Here is a 17,788-nt window from a genome sequence, read left to right as displayed (position 1 = left end):
TAAAGAACACCCGGCTTAATGATGGAATATATTTGGCAGTACCTGTTTCTACTGTTCAATTTGTCAGTAATTGCATATGACTTCCGTTTCCGCCGAGTACCCAACCAGTTAATTCTGGTTGCGCTGGCAGTACAGACCGTCTGGATGACTATTGCTGCTTTTGGCTACTTTCCAGACGTGCGTGTCGTCGCTCGCTGGCCCGAAGCCCTGACTGGGCTGCTCGTGAGTCTGGTGCTTTTCTACCCTCTCTGGCGCTTCCGGGCGGTTGGGGCAGGTGACGTGAAATTCATCGGGATATTGGGGTTTTGTATTGGCCTTGCCGGATTGCTGCCCACGTTATTGATAGGCAGCATACTGGCCGCCGCACACGCCATGGCCCTCGTGCTACTTCAAGGCTGGGCCACGGCGCGTGCCGCATGGTGGCAGAACGCTGACCTGCGACGCGGCATTCCTTATGCGGCCTACCTGGCGATAGGCGCCCTGGCTGGGGTGTTATGGCAAGCGCTCTACGACGAAACCTGGCTTCAGACTCTAGCTAGTCGTTGATCCATGATGAATAACAGCAGAACATCAGGCCGCAACAGCCAGGCTTCCGGGGTACAACAAGGTGTATATGCCGTTGAATTTGCCTTGATGTTCTCGCTATTCTTTCTTGTCTTCTACACCGTCCTGACCTACGCGCTTATCTTCGCTGCGCAACAATCCTTGAATTCAGCGGCGGAAAACGGGGCACGCAAAGCGCTAGGCTGGCAGCTCACTCGCGACGCCCGTGCCGTGGCAGCGGAAAGCGAAGCCAATCGCATGGCCGGTTGGGTGAACGCACTGGGCGGAAAAGACGCATTGACCGTGGAAACTTGTTACGGTTCGCTGGCACCAGTCGATGGCGTGACACCACCCGCGCAGGCGCCCTCCAGCCCCGCGAGCTGCCAGGCGCAGCACGCCGACCAGTTCAAAGTGGTATTGCTTTATCACTACCACTTTGCTCCGCTTGTACCGCTGCTTGGCCCCCATTTCCTGGCGCACAATGCTGTACCAAAATACCTGCGCGCAGAGGCCAGCGTCAGCCTTGGCATCGCGTCGCAATCGGCACCCCAAGGGAGTCCATGAGATGGAGCGCCCACCTGTGATTACTGCAAAAAATCAACGTAGCCAGGAAGGTGCAGCCGCCATCGAGTTTGCGCTTAGCCTGACTTTGCTGCTTATGATTTGCTTCGGCATTGTCAGCTACGGTGTTCTGTTCTGGACACAACAGAAGATATCCCATCTGGCGGCGGACGGCGCACGCATGGCTCTGGTGGCCAGCTTCCAGGGTGACTCAAACGCTGCAAGCACCGCCTGCGTACAGGTATCTGCGCAAGCGCAGGCCGACATTCTCTTGAACTCCATGAGCCATTTTCAGTGTCTGCCCGATCAATCGGCCTGCCCATTTGACCCTGCAGTATCTTGCGCAACCGTCAAAGTCAGCGGCACGGTCGAAGGCTGGCCTCTGCTGGAAATCATGCGCGGGATGGCCCGCGTCTTCACTACCGACCCCGACAGCTTGCTGCCCAAAACCCTGAACGCAAGTGCGATCGTTCAAATATAAATAAGTGGAGTTTCCCGTATGAACCCCGTCCTCAAGACTGTTGCCGTCTTGCTGATACTTCTCGCTGCAGTGCTGGGAATCATCGCTTTTCAAATCGCCCGCAGTCCCGCGCCTGAAGTCGCTGCCGCCACACCTGCGCCTGTTGCAAGCGTCAACGAAGCGCCAGTCAAACAGCAAACCTATGCGGTTGTAGTCGCTGCCAAGGCCCTTGTTGCCGGAAGCGCGCTCACCGCTGAAAGCCTGCAAACCGCCCACTGGCCAGTCTTGCCCGCCAATGGCTTTACCGATAATCGGTTATTGCTCGGAGAGGTCTTGCGCGTGGATGTGCCCGCTGGCGACCCGGTCACGCGGGGCATGCTGGCTCAGGGCCTGGCAACGCACTTGAAGGACGGCGAGCGCGCAGTCAGCATCGCCATAGATGAAGTCGCGGGCGCCGTGAATCGAATCGAACCTGGCGACATGGTGGACGTCTTCTTTACCCTGGCCAAGGACGGGGAAATTGCCAGCACTCAGGCGCGCTTGCTGCTATCTCGGACGCGCGTACTGGCCTATGGCGCGCAGTCCGTCGACGGCCCCGTCTCCCGCGCGGCCACGCCAGATGACAATAAGCGTCAAAACACCCCAGCGGCGCCCCCGCGCACGGCGATGCTGGCGGTGCCTCTGGCGCATGTCAATGAATTGCTGCTGGCCACCCGCAACGGCAAATTGCAACTGGCGTTGCGCGCGCCGAACGATATTGCGCTTCCCGATACGGCGCTTTTCGCGGCACGCGATCCGGTACTTAAAGGACGCGCCGGTCTCAAACCCGAGCAACAGCAACAACTACAACAACCAGACAACATCGCCTACGCCGGGGAAAGCCTCTCTGAAGTCGCTGCATCATCGTCGCAACCCGAAGGGAAAGCGCCGGCAAAACCCGCACAATCAGCCGGATCTCGCAACCAGGGACGCTCCATCGAAGTCATCCGCGGCAGTCAGTCAGAGCGTGTGCGTTATTAATGAAACAGTTCAGAAAACAGATAAGTACAGGAAGCACGGGAATGCACAACAACATAAGGCAGCTGTGCTGCATAGCTGGCCTGATGATGGCGATATCAACGCAGGCCCTTGCCCAGACTACGCCAAGTAGCACCCCGGCAGCCGCATCGGCATCAGTGCAAAAAATTTCGGTACCTGTGCAAAGTCAGCGTACCTTGTCATTTTCAGGAACAGCCTCGCGCGTGGCCGTTGGCAATCCTGACGTAGCCGATGTCAAGATACTTTCGGACGCCTCCAACCGGCCCAGCGCCGTTCTGCTCGTGGCCAACAAGCCGGGGCAGACAGAAGTCCAGGTATGGGTCAGAGGCCGCAACACCCCTCTGCGTTGGGAAGTTCAAGTCATTGGCAGTGTCGAAGATGCCTTGTCCCGCCGGGGGGTATCGCCCCAGGCCGACATCGATGCGGCTGGCGCGCAAGCGATCATAACGGGTCAGTCCGCTTCATTGCTGGATCACAAGAACGCCTCGGAGTCCGCCAAATCTGTCGCTGGCAAGGGCCAGGTAACGGATGCGTCGACCATTTCCCACAGCGGCATGGTGCAGGTTGAAGTCAAAGTTGTGGAACTCAAACGCAGTGTCATGAAAGATGTGGGCATACGCTTTGGAGCCGGCGGTTCCGGCCCCTGGAGTGCAGGCGCCAATCTTAATGGTCCCACCTCGCTGCTAAGCAACGGCTTTTCCCTGTTCTATAACGTCACCAACTTCAGTTCCGCCCTGGGGCTGCTGGAAAACTCCGGCATGGCCAGGATACTGGCCGAGCCAACACTGGTGGCCATGTCCGGGCAAAGTGCAAGTTTCCTGGCAGGTGGAGAAATACCGGTACCTCAAGCTGGAGGCTTGGGTGTGCAATCCGTCGTTTACAAATCTTTCGGAATAGGCCTGACCGTTACGCCGACCGTGTTGGCGCCCAATCGCATTGCCTTGAAGGTGGCGCCCGAAGCCAGCGAGCTGGACTATGCCAATGCCATCCCTATTTCCAATGGCGACCAGACTACGCTGATGCCAGCACTGACCACGCGGCGCGCCGACACGACGATAGAGCTTGGCGACGGCGAAAGCTTTGTGATCAGCGGATTGGTGTCCCGACAAACCATGGCCGATGTCAGCAAGATACCTTTCCTGGGCGACATCCCCATTCTTGGCAGCTTTTTCCGCAGCGTGCGCTATTCGCAAGAAGAACGCGAACTGGTCATCATTGTTACGCCCCACCTTGTGCGGCCTATCGCCAAGGGCGTTGCCCTGCCCTTGCCCGGCGCCCGCCAAGAACAACGCAACACAGCGACCAATGCCTGGGGCTACTACCTGCTTGGCCCGGCAGGCGGCCAGCAAATGCCCGGTTTCTCGCGCTAAACCTCAAGTCAGAACAGGAGATGATGTTGCAGAAGAATCACCGATTTCTGTTCTATTCCGAGAACCTGGCTTTGGGATCTCAACTAAGCGCGGCCCTGGACGGTCTGGGTCTGCTGACCCAGGAGTGCCCCACGGATGAAGCGCTACCCGTGCGATTCACGGAAATGCAGCCCCAGATGGCGTTCCTGGACTTCATGCCGCATAACGATGATAAACAGCTGAAACGATCGGTGCATCAAGCCACCATGCTTGCCCGCCTTTTCCCGCACATTCCACGGGTGGCAATAGGAAAACTATCCGAGCCCGGCACGGCCATCGCAGCATTGCGGGCCGGAGTCACCGACTTTATCGACCCTGATCAAAAGCATGACTTCCTGGATGCCGTGCATCGGATGCTGCTTGCGGCCGGCACAACCAGTGGGACGCCATCGTGCCAAGGCAGTATCCTTTTGCTGGGAGCCCGTGTAGGTGTGGGCACAAGCACCTTGGCCGTACATCTGGCGGGACTGATGCAAAATCGGCTGACGCTGGCTGCAAACCCCGGCAACCATGGCAAATCCATAACAAAAACCTCGGTGCGCCCGGAAGGCATCCCGTTATCCGAGCGAGCCTGCCTACTGGATCTGGGCATGCCGGTGGCAGACTGCCTGCTTTATTTGAATATGCGCAGCGATTTCCATTTTATGGATGCGGTGCAAAATTTGCGACGCCTTGACAACACACTATTAAGTTCCGCACTACCCCACAATCAAGCGGGCATTAGCGCATTGGCCTTGCCGCGCACGCTCGAACAAATGCGCGACGCCTCGCTCGCCGACTCCCTCGCCCTGTTCGAGCGTCTGCGTGACTATTTCGGCTTGCTGATCACCGACGCCGGCGGGCTATCCAATCCGCAATTCATAGCCGGACTCGCACAAACAGCGACTCATACGTGGGTGGTCACGGATCAGAGCGTTGGCGCGTTGGTATCGCTGGCCGACTTGCTGGACGAACTGGATGAACAACAATTCGACCGCAGCGGCATACGGCTGGTCGTCAACCGCTACGATCCGCGCTACGGCATGAACGCGGCACAAATTGCAGACCGTTTCAAGCTGACCTTGCAAGGCACCCTGCCAGATCACACGCTGGCGTTAAGAAACAGCATGAACATCGGCAAACTGCTGATCGACGGAAAGGGACGCGACCCATATGTCAAAGCGCTCCAGGCGTTGACCCACGGGCTGCTCCCCGGGCCCATCGCCCCCGCCCAAAGCAGCCATTGGCTATCCGAAAAATTCGCCGCAGTACGCCGGCACACCGCAGCCCGACGAGATCAGAGGCAAGGACAACAAACATGATAGTGACTGGTTCAGTTCAATTTGGCGATGATGACTTTTCGAGTACGCCTCGATTCCAGGAAGTGAAAAGCTCCGCCTACGAACATCTGTTATCGCGCATAGAAGAATTGGGCGCGGAATTTGGCCGTTGGTCGCGCGAGGCGATTCAGGACTTCGTTGAAATAGAGGTCGCGGGATTCGTCCGCCAGCAGCGCATACCGATTAACGAATCGGAAGTGCATCAGGTGGCCTCTTCACTCACCAAAGAACTGGCCGGCCTGGGCCCGCTGGAAGACCTTTTGGCAGACCCCACCGTCGAAGACATTCTGATCAATAGCTATGACAAGGTATTCGTCTCGCGCCTGGGTGTGCTGGCGCTTGAACCCATACGCTTTTCCGACAACCAACACATATTGCGCATTGTGCGCCGCATTCTGGCGCCGCTGGGCCGCAGGCTTGATGAATCCACACCCATGGTCGATGCGCGCCTGCCCGACGGCGGACGCCTGAATGTAATTATCGAACCGCTGGCGGTAGATGGCCCCACCGTTTCGATTCGAAAATTTCGCCAGGAACCCCTGACACCCTCAGACCTGTTAGGACTAGGCACTTACAACGATGACATATTCCGCTTGCTGGAAGCCGCAGTCCAAAGCCGCTGCAATATCCTGATTTCCGGCGGCACGAGTTCCGGCAAGACATCGTTATTGAACGCACTGGCTTTCTTCATCCCTGAAACTGAGCGCATCGTAACCATAGAAGACACGGCAGAGCTGTCGCTGAACCACCCGCATGTCGTGCGGCTCGAGGCGCGGCAAGGCGGTTACGATGGCAATGGCCTGGTCAGCATTCGCGACCTGATACGCAACAGCCTGCGCATGCGACCCGATCGCGTAGTAGTGGGCGAAGTGCGTGGCGCTGAAGTGATGGACATGCTGCAGGCCATGAACACAGGGCATGAAGGCTCCATGACGACAATTCACGCGAACTCGCCGCGTGAATGCCTGTACCGGATAGAAATGCTGGCGGGCTTTGCGGGCTATCAGGGAAGCGAAGACAGCCTGCGTCGGCAAATCGCCAGCGCGCTTGATTTCATTATCCAGATCGGCCGATTGTCCAACGGCAAGCGCCGCATCCTGTCCATCACCGAAATAACAGGCATGGGCGATAACGTCATATCGACGCAGGAATTGTATCGACACGAATCCTATATCGATCCTGAAGGCCAGGAACAAGACAAGTGGAAAAGTCTCGGCATACACCCACACACGCCAAAATTGGCGCGTATGCGAGACCAATGGTACGACGCAGATCGGGCCAGAGACAACCCGCCGGCGCCAGATAACGGCGGCGGTTTTTGGGGCAGGAAGCGCTAATGGTGCTCATCTTGTCCTTGGCGGCTATTGCCCTTGCCTCAGTGGCGGGCGGCATTCTGCTGTGGCAACAAGCCAGACAGCGTGCCGAACGCACTGCTGCGACCAGCTTCATCCAGCACCAAATCGAGCAACGCCATTATTCGACAGGCGGCGCCACCCAGCTTGAATTGCAGAAGCAGCACGTATGGCGTGCGGGCCCCGCAAACTGGAACACGTTTCTGCTGCGGGCAGGCATCCTCCCTACCGCCGGTTTCTATGTACGGCTGTTAGGCTTCCCCTTGCTGCTGGCCACCCTGGCCGGGTTGCTATCAGGCGTGATGGCGGCAGGCGCTACGCTTGCCCTTGCAGGCATGGGATGTTGCGTATATCTATGCATGAAAGCGGACCGACGACACCGCAAGGCGGTCGAGCAACTACCCGACTTTCTGGAGAACATGGTGCGCATGATGGCGATAGGCAACAGCCTGACGGCCGCATTCCAGACAGCCGCCGGCAGGGTCGATGAACCTTTGCTGGAGATCATGCAGCGTGCCAATGCCGCCAGCCGCAGCGGCCAGGAACTGGACATCGCGCTGCGCCAGACAGGACGGCAGTATGGCCTGCACGAACTGTACCTGGTTGCCGCCATTATCGGCGTTGCCATCCGTTTCGGCGGGCGCAGCGACCATGTGCTTGAACGTATGGCCGGATTCATGCGCGACCTTACCTACGCCCGGCGGGAATTGGTTGCACTGTCGGCCGAAGTGCGCCTGTCCGCATGGGTGCTGGCTTTGCTTCCGCTAGGAATTGCTGGCTTCATCATCATGTTCAACAACGCGCTGTTCATGGGTATGTGGCACGACCCCGCTGGCTGGAAGCTGTTGATCGGGGCCGCTGCATTGCAGGTTATCGGTTCCTATTGGCTATATCGCATGGCCAGGCTGGCATAAAAGGAAACAAAGTATGCCGACATGGATCTCCCACCTGAACGAACACGACGTTATCGCTGCGGCGATAGTCGCTGTAGCGCTGGCCATACTGCTGGCGGGTATCACGTTGCTACTGCGCGCCGTGCGGCAGGGACAAAGCCAGGAAACGGTAGACAGGGCCATCGCCGAACGCAAAAGAAGCGACTCGATCGCAATGGGTGATCATCTTCCCGTCGACGCGCCCGCAGGACACTTATCCAGCGCGCTGGGGACGGCGGCCACGCTGGGAGCCCGCTGGGGGGCAGGCCGATTCGGTGAAGCATTGCTGGCCGAGGAGGATCGTCAACTGATTGATGCAGCCGGCTACCAGGATATTGCTCGCGCCCGGGCGTACTTTCTCTTTGCGCGTGTTGCGCTGGGCATGGGCTTGCCAGTGATCTGCCTGCTCGGGCTGGGCAATGCAGGCCTGCCGGGTTCGCCGCTACTGACCACGGTCATATTGATATTTTTTGGTTTCGCTTTGGGCTGGATGCTGCCTAAATGGAGCATCAAACGGCACATTGCCAAACGAAAACTGGCTGCGGCAGAAGAACTCCCCTTGTTGATTGATCTGCTGCGCCTTTTACAGGGGGTAGGCCTGTCTGTGGATCAAAGCCTGCATGTCGTCGTACATGAGTTTGCAGAGGTCATGCCTGTACTAAGCGGCGAGTTGAAAATCGCCGTAGACCAGCATGCGCGCGGTCGAAGCCGCGAACAGTCGCTGTTGCGGCTGAGCAATGGTTTCGACAACGACGACTTGTCGGCCATTTGCCGATTGATCGTCCAGATAGACCAGCATGGTGGCGCCACGCAGCAGCCTCTACACCATTTCAGCGAACGCCTGCGCGAACAGCGCAAGCTGGACCTAAAAGAAAAAACCGGAAAACTGACCGTCAAAATGACCGGCGTGATGGTGCTGACATTAATGCCAGCACTCCTGATCATTACTGGCGGGGCGGGATTCCTTGCCGTCATCCGCGGCTTATCACGTATGGGAGGCGGATAGTGCGCCAACACTTACTACGCAAGACATGGACCTTTACGCTTGCCGTCTCAAGCTGCCTGGCCCTTACGGCATGCTCTACCGGTCAGTCAGATACTGCCTGGAAGCTGATACAGCAACAGCAAGAAAAGCAAACACTGGTGCGTCAGCATGAAGCCGACAGCGCACGCAAGAACACCCCCAGCGAGCCTGACGTACTGATGGCCATGATCCGCGAAACACAAGAGCAGCAACGCTACTTTGCGTCGCTGGCTTACATCGATGCCTACACCCAACAGTTCGGCAGGAACGTAAACCTGGATGCCGCGCGCGCCAATGCGCTACGCATGACCGGACAAGCCGAACAAAGCCGGGTCGCCTACCAGGCATTGCTGAACACACCCCAGGCGGCCGAGGGCTGGCACGGCTTGGGTTTGCTTGCGGCATCGAATACCGATTACTCGCAAGCGGCCGCTCACCTTGCCACTGCGGCAGCACTGCAGCCTACCAACGTACAAATCTTGAACGACCTTGGCTATGCGCGCTTGCATACGGGCGACGTGTCCAAGGCTCGCCTGCCGTTAGGACAGGCCGCCGAACTCGACCCCGGCAACGCCAAGGTTCTGGCTAACCTGGGATTGCTGCTTTTGCTCGAGGGCAACTCAGCGCAAGCGCAAGCCCTCATGGACCAAGCCCAGCTGCCCGAAGATGCACGCCAGCAAGTTTATCGACTGGCCAGCGAATTGCGCGCAGGAACATTGGGAACGCCTACCGTCCGCGCTCAGTTGCCGCGCGACGAGTATGCCGGGCAATCGCTGTATGCGCCCATGACCGCCCCTTATGGTCACACGCCCTTATTGCGCTAAGCCGCACCGACTTTACGAGATCTGACTCATGCCACGCTTTCTGAAATCCCTCTGTCCCATTTTTCTTTTGTCGCCTGCGCTATGCCTGGCCCAAAACCACAGCCCGATAGTGCACCAGGAGCCTGTCGTTTCCGTGACCACACCTGCGACTGTCGCACCGCAGACGGCCGCTCCACAGACAACCACACCGCCTGCTGCCACACCCACTCGAACCGTCGTGCAGCGTCCGCGACGAGAGCAAGTGGGCGATGTCACGCGCACGCTTATGGCTGCACAAGCAAGTGGCGTACGCGCCGGGGCGGAGCTGCCGGTACTTGGGGCCACGGCGGACTTGACCTGGAAACGCTATCTGGACAGCTTCAACCACCCTATTCCTGATTGGTTTACGGAAAAAGTCGAAAGCAACAACGAATAAAGGTAAGTGCACATGCCTCTTGACCCCTCGTCCCTCGATGCGACCCAACCCAGCCAAGGTGGATCTATCCTGGTAATCATGACGGGTGCGCTGCTTATTTTGCTTGTGCTGCTGGGATCCATCCAGCTTGGCTATGCTTTCTCCGTGAAGCGCGAACTGCAGAAGGCGGCCGACCTGTCCGCGTTAAGCGGGGTGCAGGCGCTGAAAGATGGCACGGAATGCGCCGCAGCCATAAGCCGGGCGCAGGAAGTCGCCGCCGCGAATATGAGCGACCTTGATGCAGTCACAGCGGAATGCGGACGCTGGGAAGTCCCCGCCAACTATGCAGCAGGCGCAGATACCGCAACTTTTTTTGATTCGGCATCGACACCCCATAATGCATTGCGCGTAACAATCAACAAGAAGATAAACACGATCGTGCCGTTCTTCGCGCTGGATACCGATATAAAGGGCGTGACGGCAACCGCCGTCAACACCGAACCAGTAGCCGCGTTCTCGGTAGGGTCTCGTCTATTGAGCGTCAGGTCGGATGGCCTGCTGGGCAGCCTCTTGGGCACAATCGGCCTGGCTCCGGACACACTCACCGTCCTTGATTCCGCCGGGCTTGCAAATGCCCGAATCAGTCCTGCCGGACTACTTGAAGCTCTCGGGCTGCCTGCGACAGTCGCCCTGGGCGCAGGCACTCCCGATGAACTATTGGCCCTGTCCCAACTGACACTGGCCGACATATTGAATGCCGCCGCCACCGTGGCAGGCCCGCAACTGTTGCAGGCCGACGTAGACGCCCTGGCAGAAGCCATCAGTACGATACTCGCAGTGCCCGAGCTCAATATACCCATCAAGCTATTTGGCGAAGGCGGCATACTTGCCATCGTGGACACCGCCGATCCCGCTGCCTCGCTGCAAGCATTAGTGGGTTTGGCCGATCTCGTTTCCACCGGCGTTCTTATCGCTAATGGTAAAAGGATGGTGGACCTTTCTCTGGATAATGTGTCGTTCATTGCGACCGGAAAAATACAGATCGTTGAACCTCCCTCTATTGCCATTGGGGGTATCGGCGCAGAAGCACAGAGCGCGCAGATCAGGATTTACTTGCGGGCCACGACCAACGAAATTCTGGGCGGAATCCTGCCAGCCGCCGGCTTCGTTGTCGACCTGCCTCTCATCATTGAGATGGCTCCGTCCAAGGGGGTGCTGACAAATGTATGCGCTGAGCCGCTGAACAAGGACCAGGCAGAAATCGAAGTCAGTTCTTCTGTAGTAAATCTATGCATAGGACGCTTCCCTGCCATGGCTGCTAACGGGGATGGTTTCTTTTCGACCACCAATTCATGCGCCGATGACGCGTTAGACCCAACCTCCAACAAGGTAACCCGCTATAAAGTGCTGGATATCCTTGGCGTGCTGCCTATCACCAGCCGTGTAGCGCTACCACTATTGCCCAGCGCCACACCTCCTCCCCGATTGATATTGACCGCGCCGCCTTCATCTGACTCAACAGACACGGTCCACGCCACCAATCTGAATCTTGCAGAAACTGTTAGTGCTGTCGCAGACAGCGTCCTGGCCGGTTTGTTGGGCGATCTCGTAGGCTCCGGTCTTAACATCAGCAATAGCGAAGCAAATAATCTGGCACAGGAACTGGTAGGCGCCACCGGTTCTGGACGATCCATTACCGAGGTTGTCGCTGAACTGAAGTGGTCAAAAGAAGCGCTGGACGCCTTAAGCAAACGCATGACGGGCAGCGGTTTGACAGGTTTTCTGGGCGGAACGCTGCAAACCGTAGGAAACGTCCTTAACACCATACTGGTCGCACCCTTGGGTGATGTCTTTTGTGGTCTAACGAACTGGACAAATGATCAGCTAAGAGAATGCAGGGCCGATGCAGTCAAGACATTGGCGCTTAGCGGCGACAGTCTGATCGGCGGTGTAGCCGCCGTCGTGATGTCATTATTGTCACCCTTGCTCAATCCGCTCAGCCAATTGCTGCAGCAACTATTAACGACATTAGGCCTGAATCTGGGTGAAACCGACATAGCCCTGCACTCCGTCCAATGCGGTATTCCGCGCCTGGTCGATTAGGCCCCGCATGATGAAGAACAAAATTACGCCACACTCATTGGTACGCACGCTATGAACAACAACATTCCGTCCGAAGATATCGATCTTTATATTTGGGAAGGCAATTCTGATATCGCCTCCCGGGTCGAACGTTGTCTGGTCAACAGCGATATCGGGGTCTTACGTATTGATCCCAACATGTTGGTGCTGCCGCAGAAAGACGCCTCTCGCCATGCCGTAGCACTGGTGTCAGTCACCGTCATCGGCGACGCTCGCTTCATCGGAAATGACTGGCTCATGTCGCAAGACATTCCCGTTATCTGGGTCGCAGCAGAAGAACGCGGTCACGATCCCCGCTTCTATCCTCCTGCCTATTCGCATACCCTGCCCCTGCTTTTCACCTGCGCCGAGTTGCGACGCCTGATCTCGCGGCTGGCTGGCGCTGCGGCAAACTCAAAGCGCCAGACGCAGGTCAGTACACCCCGCCCGTTGATCGCGGTTTCCGACGTAATGCAAAAACTGCTGGCCGACGTAGAGCTGTATGCCGACTGCAATGCCAGCGTACTCATCCATGGCGAAACCGGCGTAGGCAAGGAACGCATTGCAGAATTGCTGCATGAACGTTCAGCCGTATCCCGCGGGCCTTTCGTCGCCGTCAACTGCGGCGCGGTACCGGAAGGCTTGTTCGAAGCGCATTTTTTCGGCCATGCCAAAGGGGCCTTTACCGGTGCGGTCGGAGCCCACAAAGGCTATTTCGAGCAGGCCGATGGCGGCACCCTGTTTCTGGACGAAATTGGAGACCTGCCGCTGTATCAGCAAGTCAAGTTATTGCGCGTGCTGGAGCAGCACAGCATTACCCGTCTGGGTTCCACGGTGGAAGTGCCGGCACGCTTTCGCCTGGTTTCAGCCAGCCACCGGGACTTGCGCCAACAGATCTCGGCGCAGAAGTTTCGCGCCGACTTGTATTACCGCCTTGCCGTCATCGAACTGGATATCCCTAATCTGGAAGAGCGCGGCCCGGCTGAAAAAAAGGCCATATTCCAGGCTTTGATCGGGCCATTCGTGCCAGAAAAAGCCACGCCTGTGCCGACATGGCTGCTTGATCGCGTAGGCAACATTTACTTCCCCGGCAACATACGCGAGCTTGCCAACCTAGTGGAGCGCATCGGCATCATCGTACGGCAACGGGGCGCCTGGGACAAAGAACGCCTGGAACAAGTATTCGAGCGTCTCAATGCCTTGCGCCTTGCCGACCAATCAGCATCCGCCCCCGCGCAGCGGGAACCAGAGCCGGCCGCCGAGCTCAGCAGCGCAGAGCAGGCAGAACGCGAACGCGTCATTGGAGCGCTCAACGCCAACGGATGGAGACGTCTGGACACGGCAGCAGAATTGGGCATAAGCCGCAAGGTTCTATGGGAAAAAATGCGCAAGCTACAGATAACGAGTCAAGGTGAAAACATTGCCCCGTAGCTTGCGACTAAAATGCGGCGGGCTGCTCACAACGAGCGGCCCAGCCATCTTCAGGTTAATAACTTTTATCGACTCATCGCTTGTCAAAAGGGATGCGGTCCTGTGCATATGAACTCTTTCCGTATAAAAACCAGAATTTTGTTCCTGACTGTGGCTTCTATTGGCATGGCGGGCTGCGCCATCACCAAAGCGCCGGAAACCAGACCCACCGTGATGCAAGTAGAGAAGGAAGCAGATGGCGATGCAACGCCTGTGACGCCTCCGGTGGCCGCTCCTGCCGCGCCCGCAATACCCGGCAGCACTGTTGCCGAAGTGCAGCAACTGATTCATACACGCCAAGTCAGTGAGTTGCGAACCAGCTACAACGGCAACTATGGTGCAAGCCTGCTGTTCAATCGCGATACGCTGACGTATTACGTAGCCCTGTTTCAGCAAAAACAATTCTGGCGCGCCGTCAAGACACAAGACCATGCCCGCGCAGAACGCACTTATCAAGAATTCATTGCCGAAACCGCCAAGCTGGCGGAAGTGGACTTGCGCCGAATCCGGCTGGAAGCAGACTACGCCCACACAGAGAAACAACTGGCCGAGCAAACAGACGAACTGCGCGTTCTTCAGAACGACGTGCAAACCCAGCGCCAGCAAGAAAGCCTGATCCGTGCGCAACAAGCCACGGCGCGCCAAGACGCTGAGCAGTTGCAAGCACAACAAAAAGAGGCCCGCGAACAGCTGCGAGCCTTGCAAAATCAGATCAAGACGCTGCAAGCGCAGCAGTCGGCATTAAGCTCGACCAAGGCCAAAGGGAAAGCCCGCTAAATCAGGTATAAGAAAACCTGAAACCCGTTGCCGGGCGCGTTGCACAAGCTATGCGCCCGACAACGCCTGCCCGCAAGCAACCCCCGACGCCCAGGCCCACTGGAAGTTATAGCCGCCCAGCCATCCCGTCACGTCCACGGCTTCGCCGATGAAGTAAAGGCCTGGCACTGTACCGGCTTCCATGGTTTTCTGGTTCAGCGCGCGCGTATCCACGCCGCCGCGCATCACTTCCGCTTTCTTATATCCAGCGGTGCCGTTGGGGACAAGAGACCAGGAATGAATGTGCGCAGCCAGGTTACGCAAGGTTTTATCCGGCACATCGGCAAGGCGCAGCGAGCCTGCATCCTGGCCTTCGACGCTAGCCAGCCACTGATCAGCCAGGCGTTTGGGCCACAATCCCGCCAGCACTGTGCTTAGCTGTTGACGGCTGCCTGGCTTGGCTGCCAGCAGATCCCGCTCCAGATCCTGATGCGGCGCCAAGTCTACATGTATCGGTTCGCCGGGTTCCCAGAAACTGGAAATCTGCAAAATGGCAGGGCCCGACAAACCGCGATGTGTGAACAGCAAGTCTTCAAGAAATTCGGTTTGCCGCCGAACGGCAGCACCCGCAGGCTTGCGCTTGCCGGCCGCCCCATCGTTCTTCACCGACACTTCCAGCGCAACACCGCTAAGCGCTGAAAATGGTTGCCAGGCTTGGGCGTCGAACGTCAACGGCACAAGCGCCGGACGCGGCTCGACCACTTTCAGGCCAAATTGCCGCGCTATGCCCAGCGCGAAGTCAGTCGCCCCCAACTGGGGAATCGCCATACCGCCTGTGGCCATCACCAATTGCCGCGCGGTTATGTTGCCTTGGTTGGTGCGCAACAGAAAAGCTTCCTGATCACGCACGATGTCTTTCACCGAACAAGGCATGCGCCATGCCACGCGGCCGTCATCGCATTCGCGCTTGAGCATGGCGATGATGTCTTCGCTGGATTCATCGCAGAAAAGTTGGCCACGATGTTTTTCGTGCCACCTGATGCCGTGCTTTTCAACCATATCGATGAAGTCGCGCGGCGTATAAGCGGCCAGCGCCGACCGGCAAAAATGCGGGTTCTGCGACAGGAAATTGGCAGGTGTAGTGCCTATATTGGTGAAGTTGCAGCGGCCCCCGCCCGAAATACGAATTTTTTCCGCCAGCTTTTCCGCGTGGTCGATAAGCACCACGCGCAAGCCTCGCTGCCCGGCGACAGCGGCGGCCATCATGCCGGCCGCCCCCGCGCCGATAACGGCTACATCAAAACTACTGGCCACGCGCGCTATTCTTCTTTAATGCAGTCAACGTAATACCTGTCGTCACCATTCTCGTCCAGATCATGCGCCAGGCCGTGAACATAGGTTTCAAACCCGGGGAATTTGGCGTTGAATTCACGCGCAAACTGCAAATAGTTGACGATGCGGCTATTGAAGCGTTCGCCTGGAATCAGCAACGGGATGCCGGGTGGATACGGCGTCAACAACACACCGGTAACGCGGCCTTCCAGATTGTCGATAGACACACGCTCCGCTTCGCGGTGCGCCATCTTGGCGTAGGCGTCGGACGGCTTCATGGCCGGCACCATATCGCTTAAATACACTTCTGTCGTCAGGCGCGCCAGGTCGTATTTGCGATAGGTTTCATGAATTTGCTGGCAAAGATCGCGCATGCCCATTTTTTCGTACATGCGGTGCTGCTTGCAGAAATCGGGCAAAATGCGCCACAAAGGTCGATTCAGATCATAATCGTCCTTGAATTGCTGAAGCGCTGTCAGCAAGGTGTTCCAGCGGCCTTTGGTAATGCCTATGGTGAACAGAATAAAGAATGAATACAGGCCGGTCTTTTCAATGACCACACCATGCTCGGCCAGGTATTTGGACACCAGCGCCGCCGGAATGCCCGTTTCAGCAAAGGTGCCGGAAATATCCAGCCCTGGCGTGACGACCGTGGCCTTGATCGGATCCAGCATGTTGAAGTCTTCAGCCAGATCACCGAAGCCGTGCCATTCGTCGCCTGAAACCAAAAGCCAATCGTCCCGATTGCCTATGCCATCGGACACCAGGCGATTGGGGCCCCATACTTTGAACCACCAGTCATTGCGGCCGAACTCGGACTCCACCTTGCGCATGGCGCGGCGGAAATCCAGGGCTTCCGAAATACTTTCTTCGACCAGTGCGGTGCCGCCGGGCGGCTCCATCATGGCGGCGGCCACGTCGCACGACGCAATAATTGCGTACTGCGGCGACGTAGACGTGTGCATCAGATAGGCTTCGTTGAACACGTTGCGATCCAGCTTGCGGCTGACCGAGTCTTGCACCGTAATCTGCGAAGCCTGCGACAAACCGGCCAGCAACTTGTGCGTGGAGTGCGTGGCGAACACCATGGTGTCCTGGCTGCGCGGGCGGCCTTCGCCAATGGCGTGCATGTCTTTATAGAACTCGTGGAACGTGGCGTGCGGCAGCCAGGCCTCGTCGAAGTGCAGGGTATCGATCTGGGCGTCCAGCTTCTTCTTGATCATCTCGACGTTGTAAATAACCCCGTCGTAGGTGCTTTGCGTCAGCGTCAGGATGCGCGGCTTCTTGTTCTTGGCATTGCGCGCAAAGGGATTCGCCTCGATCTTCTTGCGGATATTTTCCGGATCGAATTCTTCCAGCGGGATAGGCCCGATAATACCCAGGTGATTTCGCGTAGGACGCAAAAACACGGGAATCGCGCCAGTCATGGTGATGGCGTGCAGGATAGACTTGTGGCAATTGCGGTCCACCACCACCACATCGTCCGACGCCACGTTGGCGTGCCAGACGATTTTGTTGGACGTGGATGTGCCGTTCGTGACGAAGAAGCAGTGATCGGCGTGGAAAATGCGTGCAGCGTTGAGTTCGGATTCCGCGATAGGTCCGGTGTGGTCAAGCAATTGACCCAGCTCGTCGACCGCATTACAGACGTCGGCGCGCAGCATGTTTTCACCAAAAAACTGGTGGAACATTTGCCCGACCGGGCTTTTCAGGAAAGCCACGCCACCCGAGTGCCCGGGACAATGCCACGAATACGAGCCGTCGGATGCGTATTTAACCAATTCGCGGAAGAACGGCGGCGCCAGCCCATCCAGGTAAGCACGGGCTTCGCGAATAATATGCCGGGCCACGAATTCGGGCGTGTCCTCGAACATATGAATAAACCCATGCAGCTCGCGCAGAATATCGTTGGGAATATGCTGCGAGGTACGCGTTTCGCCGTACAGGTAAATGGGAATATCTTCATTGCGGAACCGCAGTTCGCCAATGAACGAGCGCAGGTTCTTGATCGCGTTGGCGACGTCCTCGGGTGAGTCGACGTCAAACTCCTCATCGTCGATCGACAAGATGAACGCGCTGGCGCGGCTTTGCTGCTGCGCAAATGAACTGAGGTCGCCGTAACTGGTAACGCCCAATACTTCGACGCCCTCGGTTTCTATGGCCGACGCCAAGGCTCTTATGCCAAAGCCGGAGGCGTTTTCGGAGCGGTAATCTTCATCGATGATAACGATGGGGAAACGAAATTTCATGCAA

The 17,788-nt window shown here is 57.5% G+C and carries 16 protein-coding genes; 14 read left to right on the top strand and 2 right to left on the bottom strand.

Features of this window, described 5'->3' with window-relative positions:
• Positions 1-18 precede the first annotated feature (18 nt).
• The 14 genes from ABWO67_RS06405 to ABWO67_RS06340 all read left to right on the top strand — a co-directional run bounded on the left by ABWO67_RS06405 (position 19) and on the right by ABWO67_RS06340 (position 14,224).
• A complete protein-coding gene (locus ABWO67_RS06405) occupies positions 19-546 on the top strand; it encodes an A24 family peptidase (RefSeq protein ID WP_353149164.1) in 528 nt (175 codons plus the stop codon).
• A 3-nt stretch (positions 547-549) separates the two neighbouring features.
• Positions 550-1,107: a TadE/TadG family type IV pilus assembly protein gene (locus ABWO67_RS06400; protein ID WP_353149161.1), complete on the top strand. Its 558-nt coding sequence runs from the start codon at positions 550-552 to the stop codon at positions 1,105-1,107.
• Positions 1,108-1,123: 16 nt separating this feature from the next.
• On the top strand, positions 1,124-1,585 hold the full coding sequence (locus ABWO67_RS06395; protein WP_353149158.1) for a TadE/TadG family type IV pilus assembly protein: 462 nt from the start codon (positions 1,124-1,126) through the stop codon (positions 1,583-1,585).
• Between the two features lie 18 nt (positions 1,586-1,603).
• Positions 1,604-2,584, top strand: a complete 981-nt coding sequence (cpaB, locus tag ABWO67_RS06390; RefSeq protein WP_353149155.1) for a Flp pilus assembly protein CpaB — start codon at positions 1,604-1,606, stop codon at positions 2,582-2,584.
• A gap of 41 nt (positions 2,585-2,625) precedes the next feature.
• A complete protein-coding gene (locus tag ABWO67_RS06385) occupies positions 2,626-3,972 on the top strand; it encodes a type II and III secretion system protein family protein (protein ID WP_353149153.1) in 1,347 nt (448 codons plus the stop codon).
• Between the two features lie 20 nt (positions 3,973-3,992).
• Positions 3,993-5,312, top strand: a complete 1,320-nt coding sequence (locus tag ABWO67_RS06380; protein WP_353149150.1) for a pilus assembly protein CpaE — start codon at positions 3,993-3,995, stop codon at positions 5,310-5,312.
• Positions 5,309-6,667 (top strand): TadA family conjugal transfer-associated ATPase, encoded by a 1,359-nt coding sequence (locus ABWO67_RS06375; RefSeq protein ID WP_353149147.1) that lies wholly within the window; start codon positions 5,309-5,311, stop codon positions 6,665-6,667. Before ABWO67_RS06380 ends, ABWO67_RS06375 begins: the two co-directional genes overlap by 4 nt.
• The gene (locus ABWO67_RS06370; RefSeq protein WP_353149145.1) at positions 6,667-7,596 is read left to right on the top strand and encodes a type II secretion system F family protein; all 930 of its coding nucleotides are present in this window, start codon (positions 6,667-6,669) and stop codon (positions 7,594-7,596) included. The genes ABWO67_RS06375 and ABWO67_RS06370 overlap by 1 nt, the downstream gene beginning before the upstream one ends.
• 13 nt (positions 7,597-7,609) lie before the next feature.
• Entirely contained in the window at positions 7,610-8,620 is a 1,011-nt protein-coding gene (locus ABWO67_RS06365) for a type II secretion system F family protein (RefSeq protein WP_353149143.1), read from the top strand.
• The gene (locus tag ABWO67_RS06360) at positions 8,620-9,462 is read left to right on the top strand and encodes a tetratricopeptide repeat protein (RefSeq protein WP_353149141.1); all 843 of its coding nucleotides are present in this window, start codon (positions 8,620-8,622) and stop codon (positions 9,460-9,462) included. The genes ABWO67_RS06365 and ABWO67_RS06360 overlap by 1 nt, the downstream gene beginning before the upstream one ends.
• Positions 9,463-9,490: 28 nt before the next feature.
• Entirely contained in the window at positions 9,491-9,877 is a 387-nt protein-coding gene (locus ABWO67_RS06355) for a DUF3613 domain-containing protein (protein ID WP_353149138.1), read from the top strand.
• 12 nt (positions 9,878-9,889) lie between these two features.
• Positions 9,890-11,959 (top strand): TadG family pilus assembly protein, encoded by a 2,070-nt coding sequence (locus tag ABWO67_RS06350; RefSeq protein WP_353149135.1) that lies wholly within the window; start codon positions 9,890-9,892, stop codon positions 11,957-11,959.
• Between the two features lie 51 nt (positions 11,960-12,010).
• The gene (locus ABWO67_RS06345) at positions 12,011-13,408 is read left to right on the top strand and encodes a sigma 54-interacting transcriptional regulator (RefSeq protein WP_353149132.1); all 1,398 of its coding nucleotides are present in this window, start codon (positions 12,011-12,013) and stop codon (positions 13,406-13,408) included.
• Between the two features lie 108 nt (positions 13,409-13,516).
• Entirely contained in the window at positions 13,517-14,224 is a 708-nt protein-coding gene (locus tag ABWO67_RS06340) for a DUF2968 domain-containing protein (RefSeq protein WP_353149129.1), read from the top strand.
• A gap of 48 nt (positions 14,225-14,272) precedes the next feature.
• Here the strand turns inward: ABWO67_RS06340 and ABWO67_RS06335 are convergent, their stop codons facing one another.
• Entirely contained in the window at positions 14,273-15,517 is a 1,245-nt protein-coding gene (locus tag ABWO67_RS06335) for a BaiN/RdsA family NAD(P)/FAD-dependent oxidoreductase (RefSeq protein WP_502929978.1), read from the bottom strand.
• Positions 15,518-15,522: 5 nt separating this feature from the next.
• Positions 15,523-17,784, bottom strand: a complete 2,262-nt coding sequence (locus tag ABWO67_RS06330) for an Orn/Lys/Arg family decarboxylase (RefSeq protein ID WP_353149127.1) — start codon at positions 17,782-17,784, stop codon at positions 15,523-15,525.
• Positions 17,785-17,788: the final 4 nt, after the last annotated feature.

It is taken from the genome of Pollutimonas bauzanensis, assembly GCF_040393045.1.
Taxonomy (GTDB): Bacteria; Pseudomonadota; Gammaproteobacteria; order Burkholderiales; family Burkholderiaceae_B; genus Pollutimonas; species Pollutimonas bauzanensis_A.
Note: the sequence above shows the minus strand (reverse complement) of the source record. Positions and strands in the feature narration are given on the sequence as shown.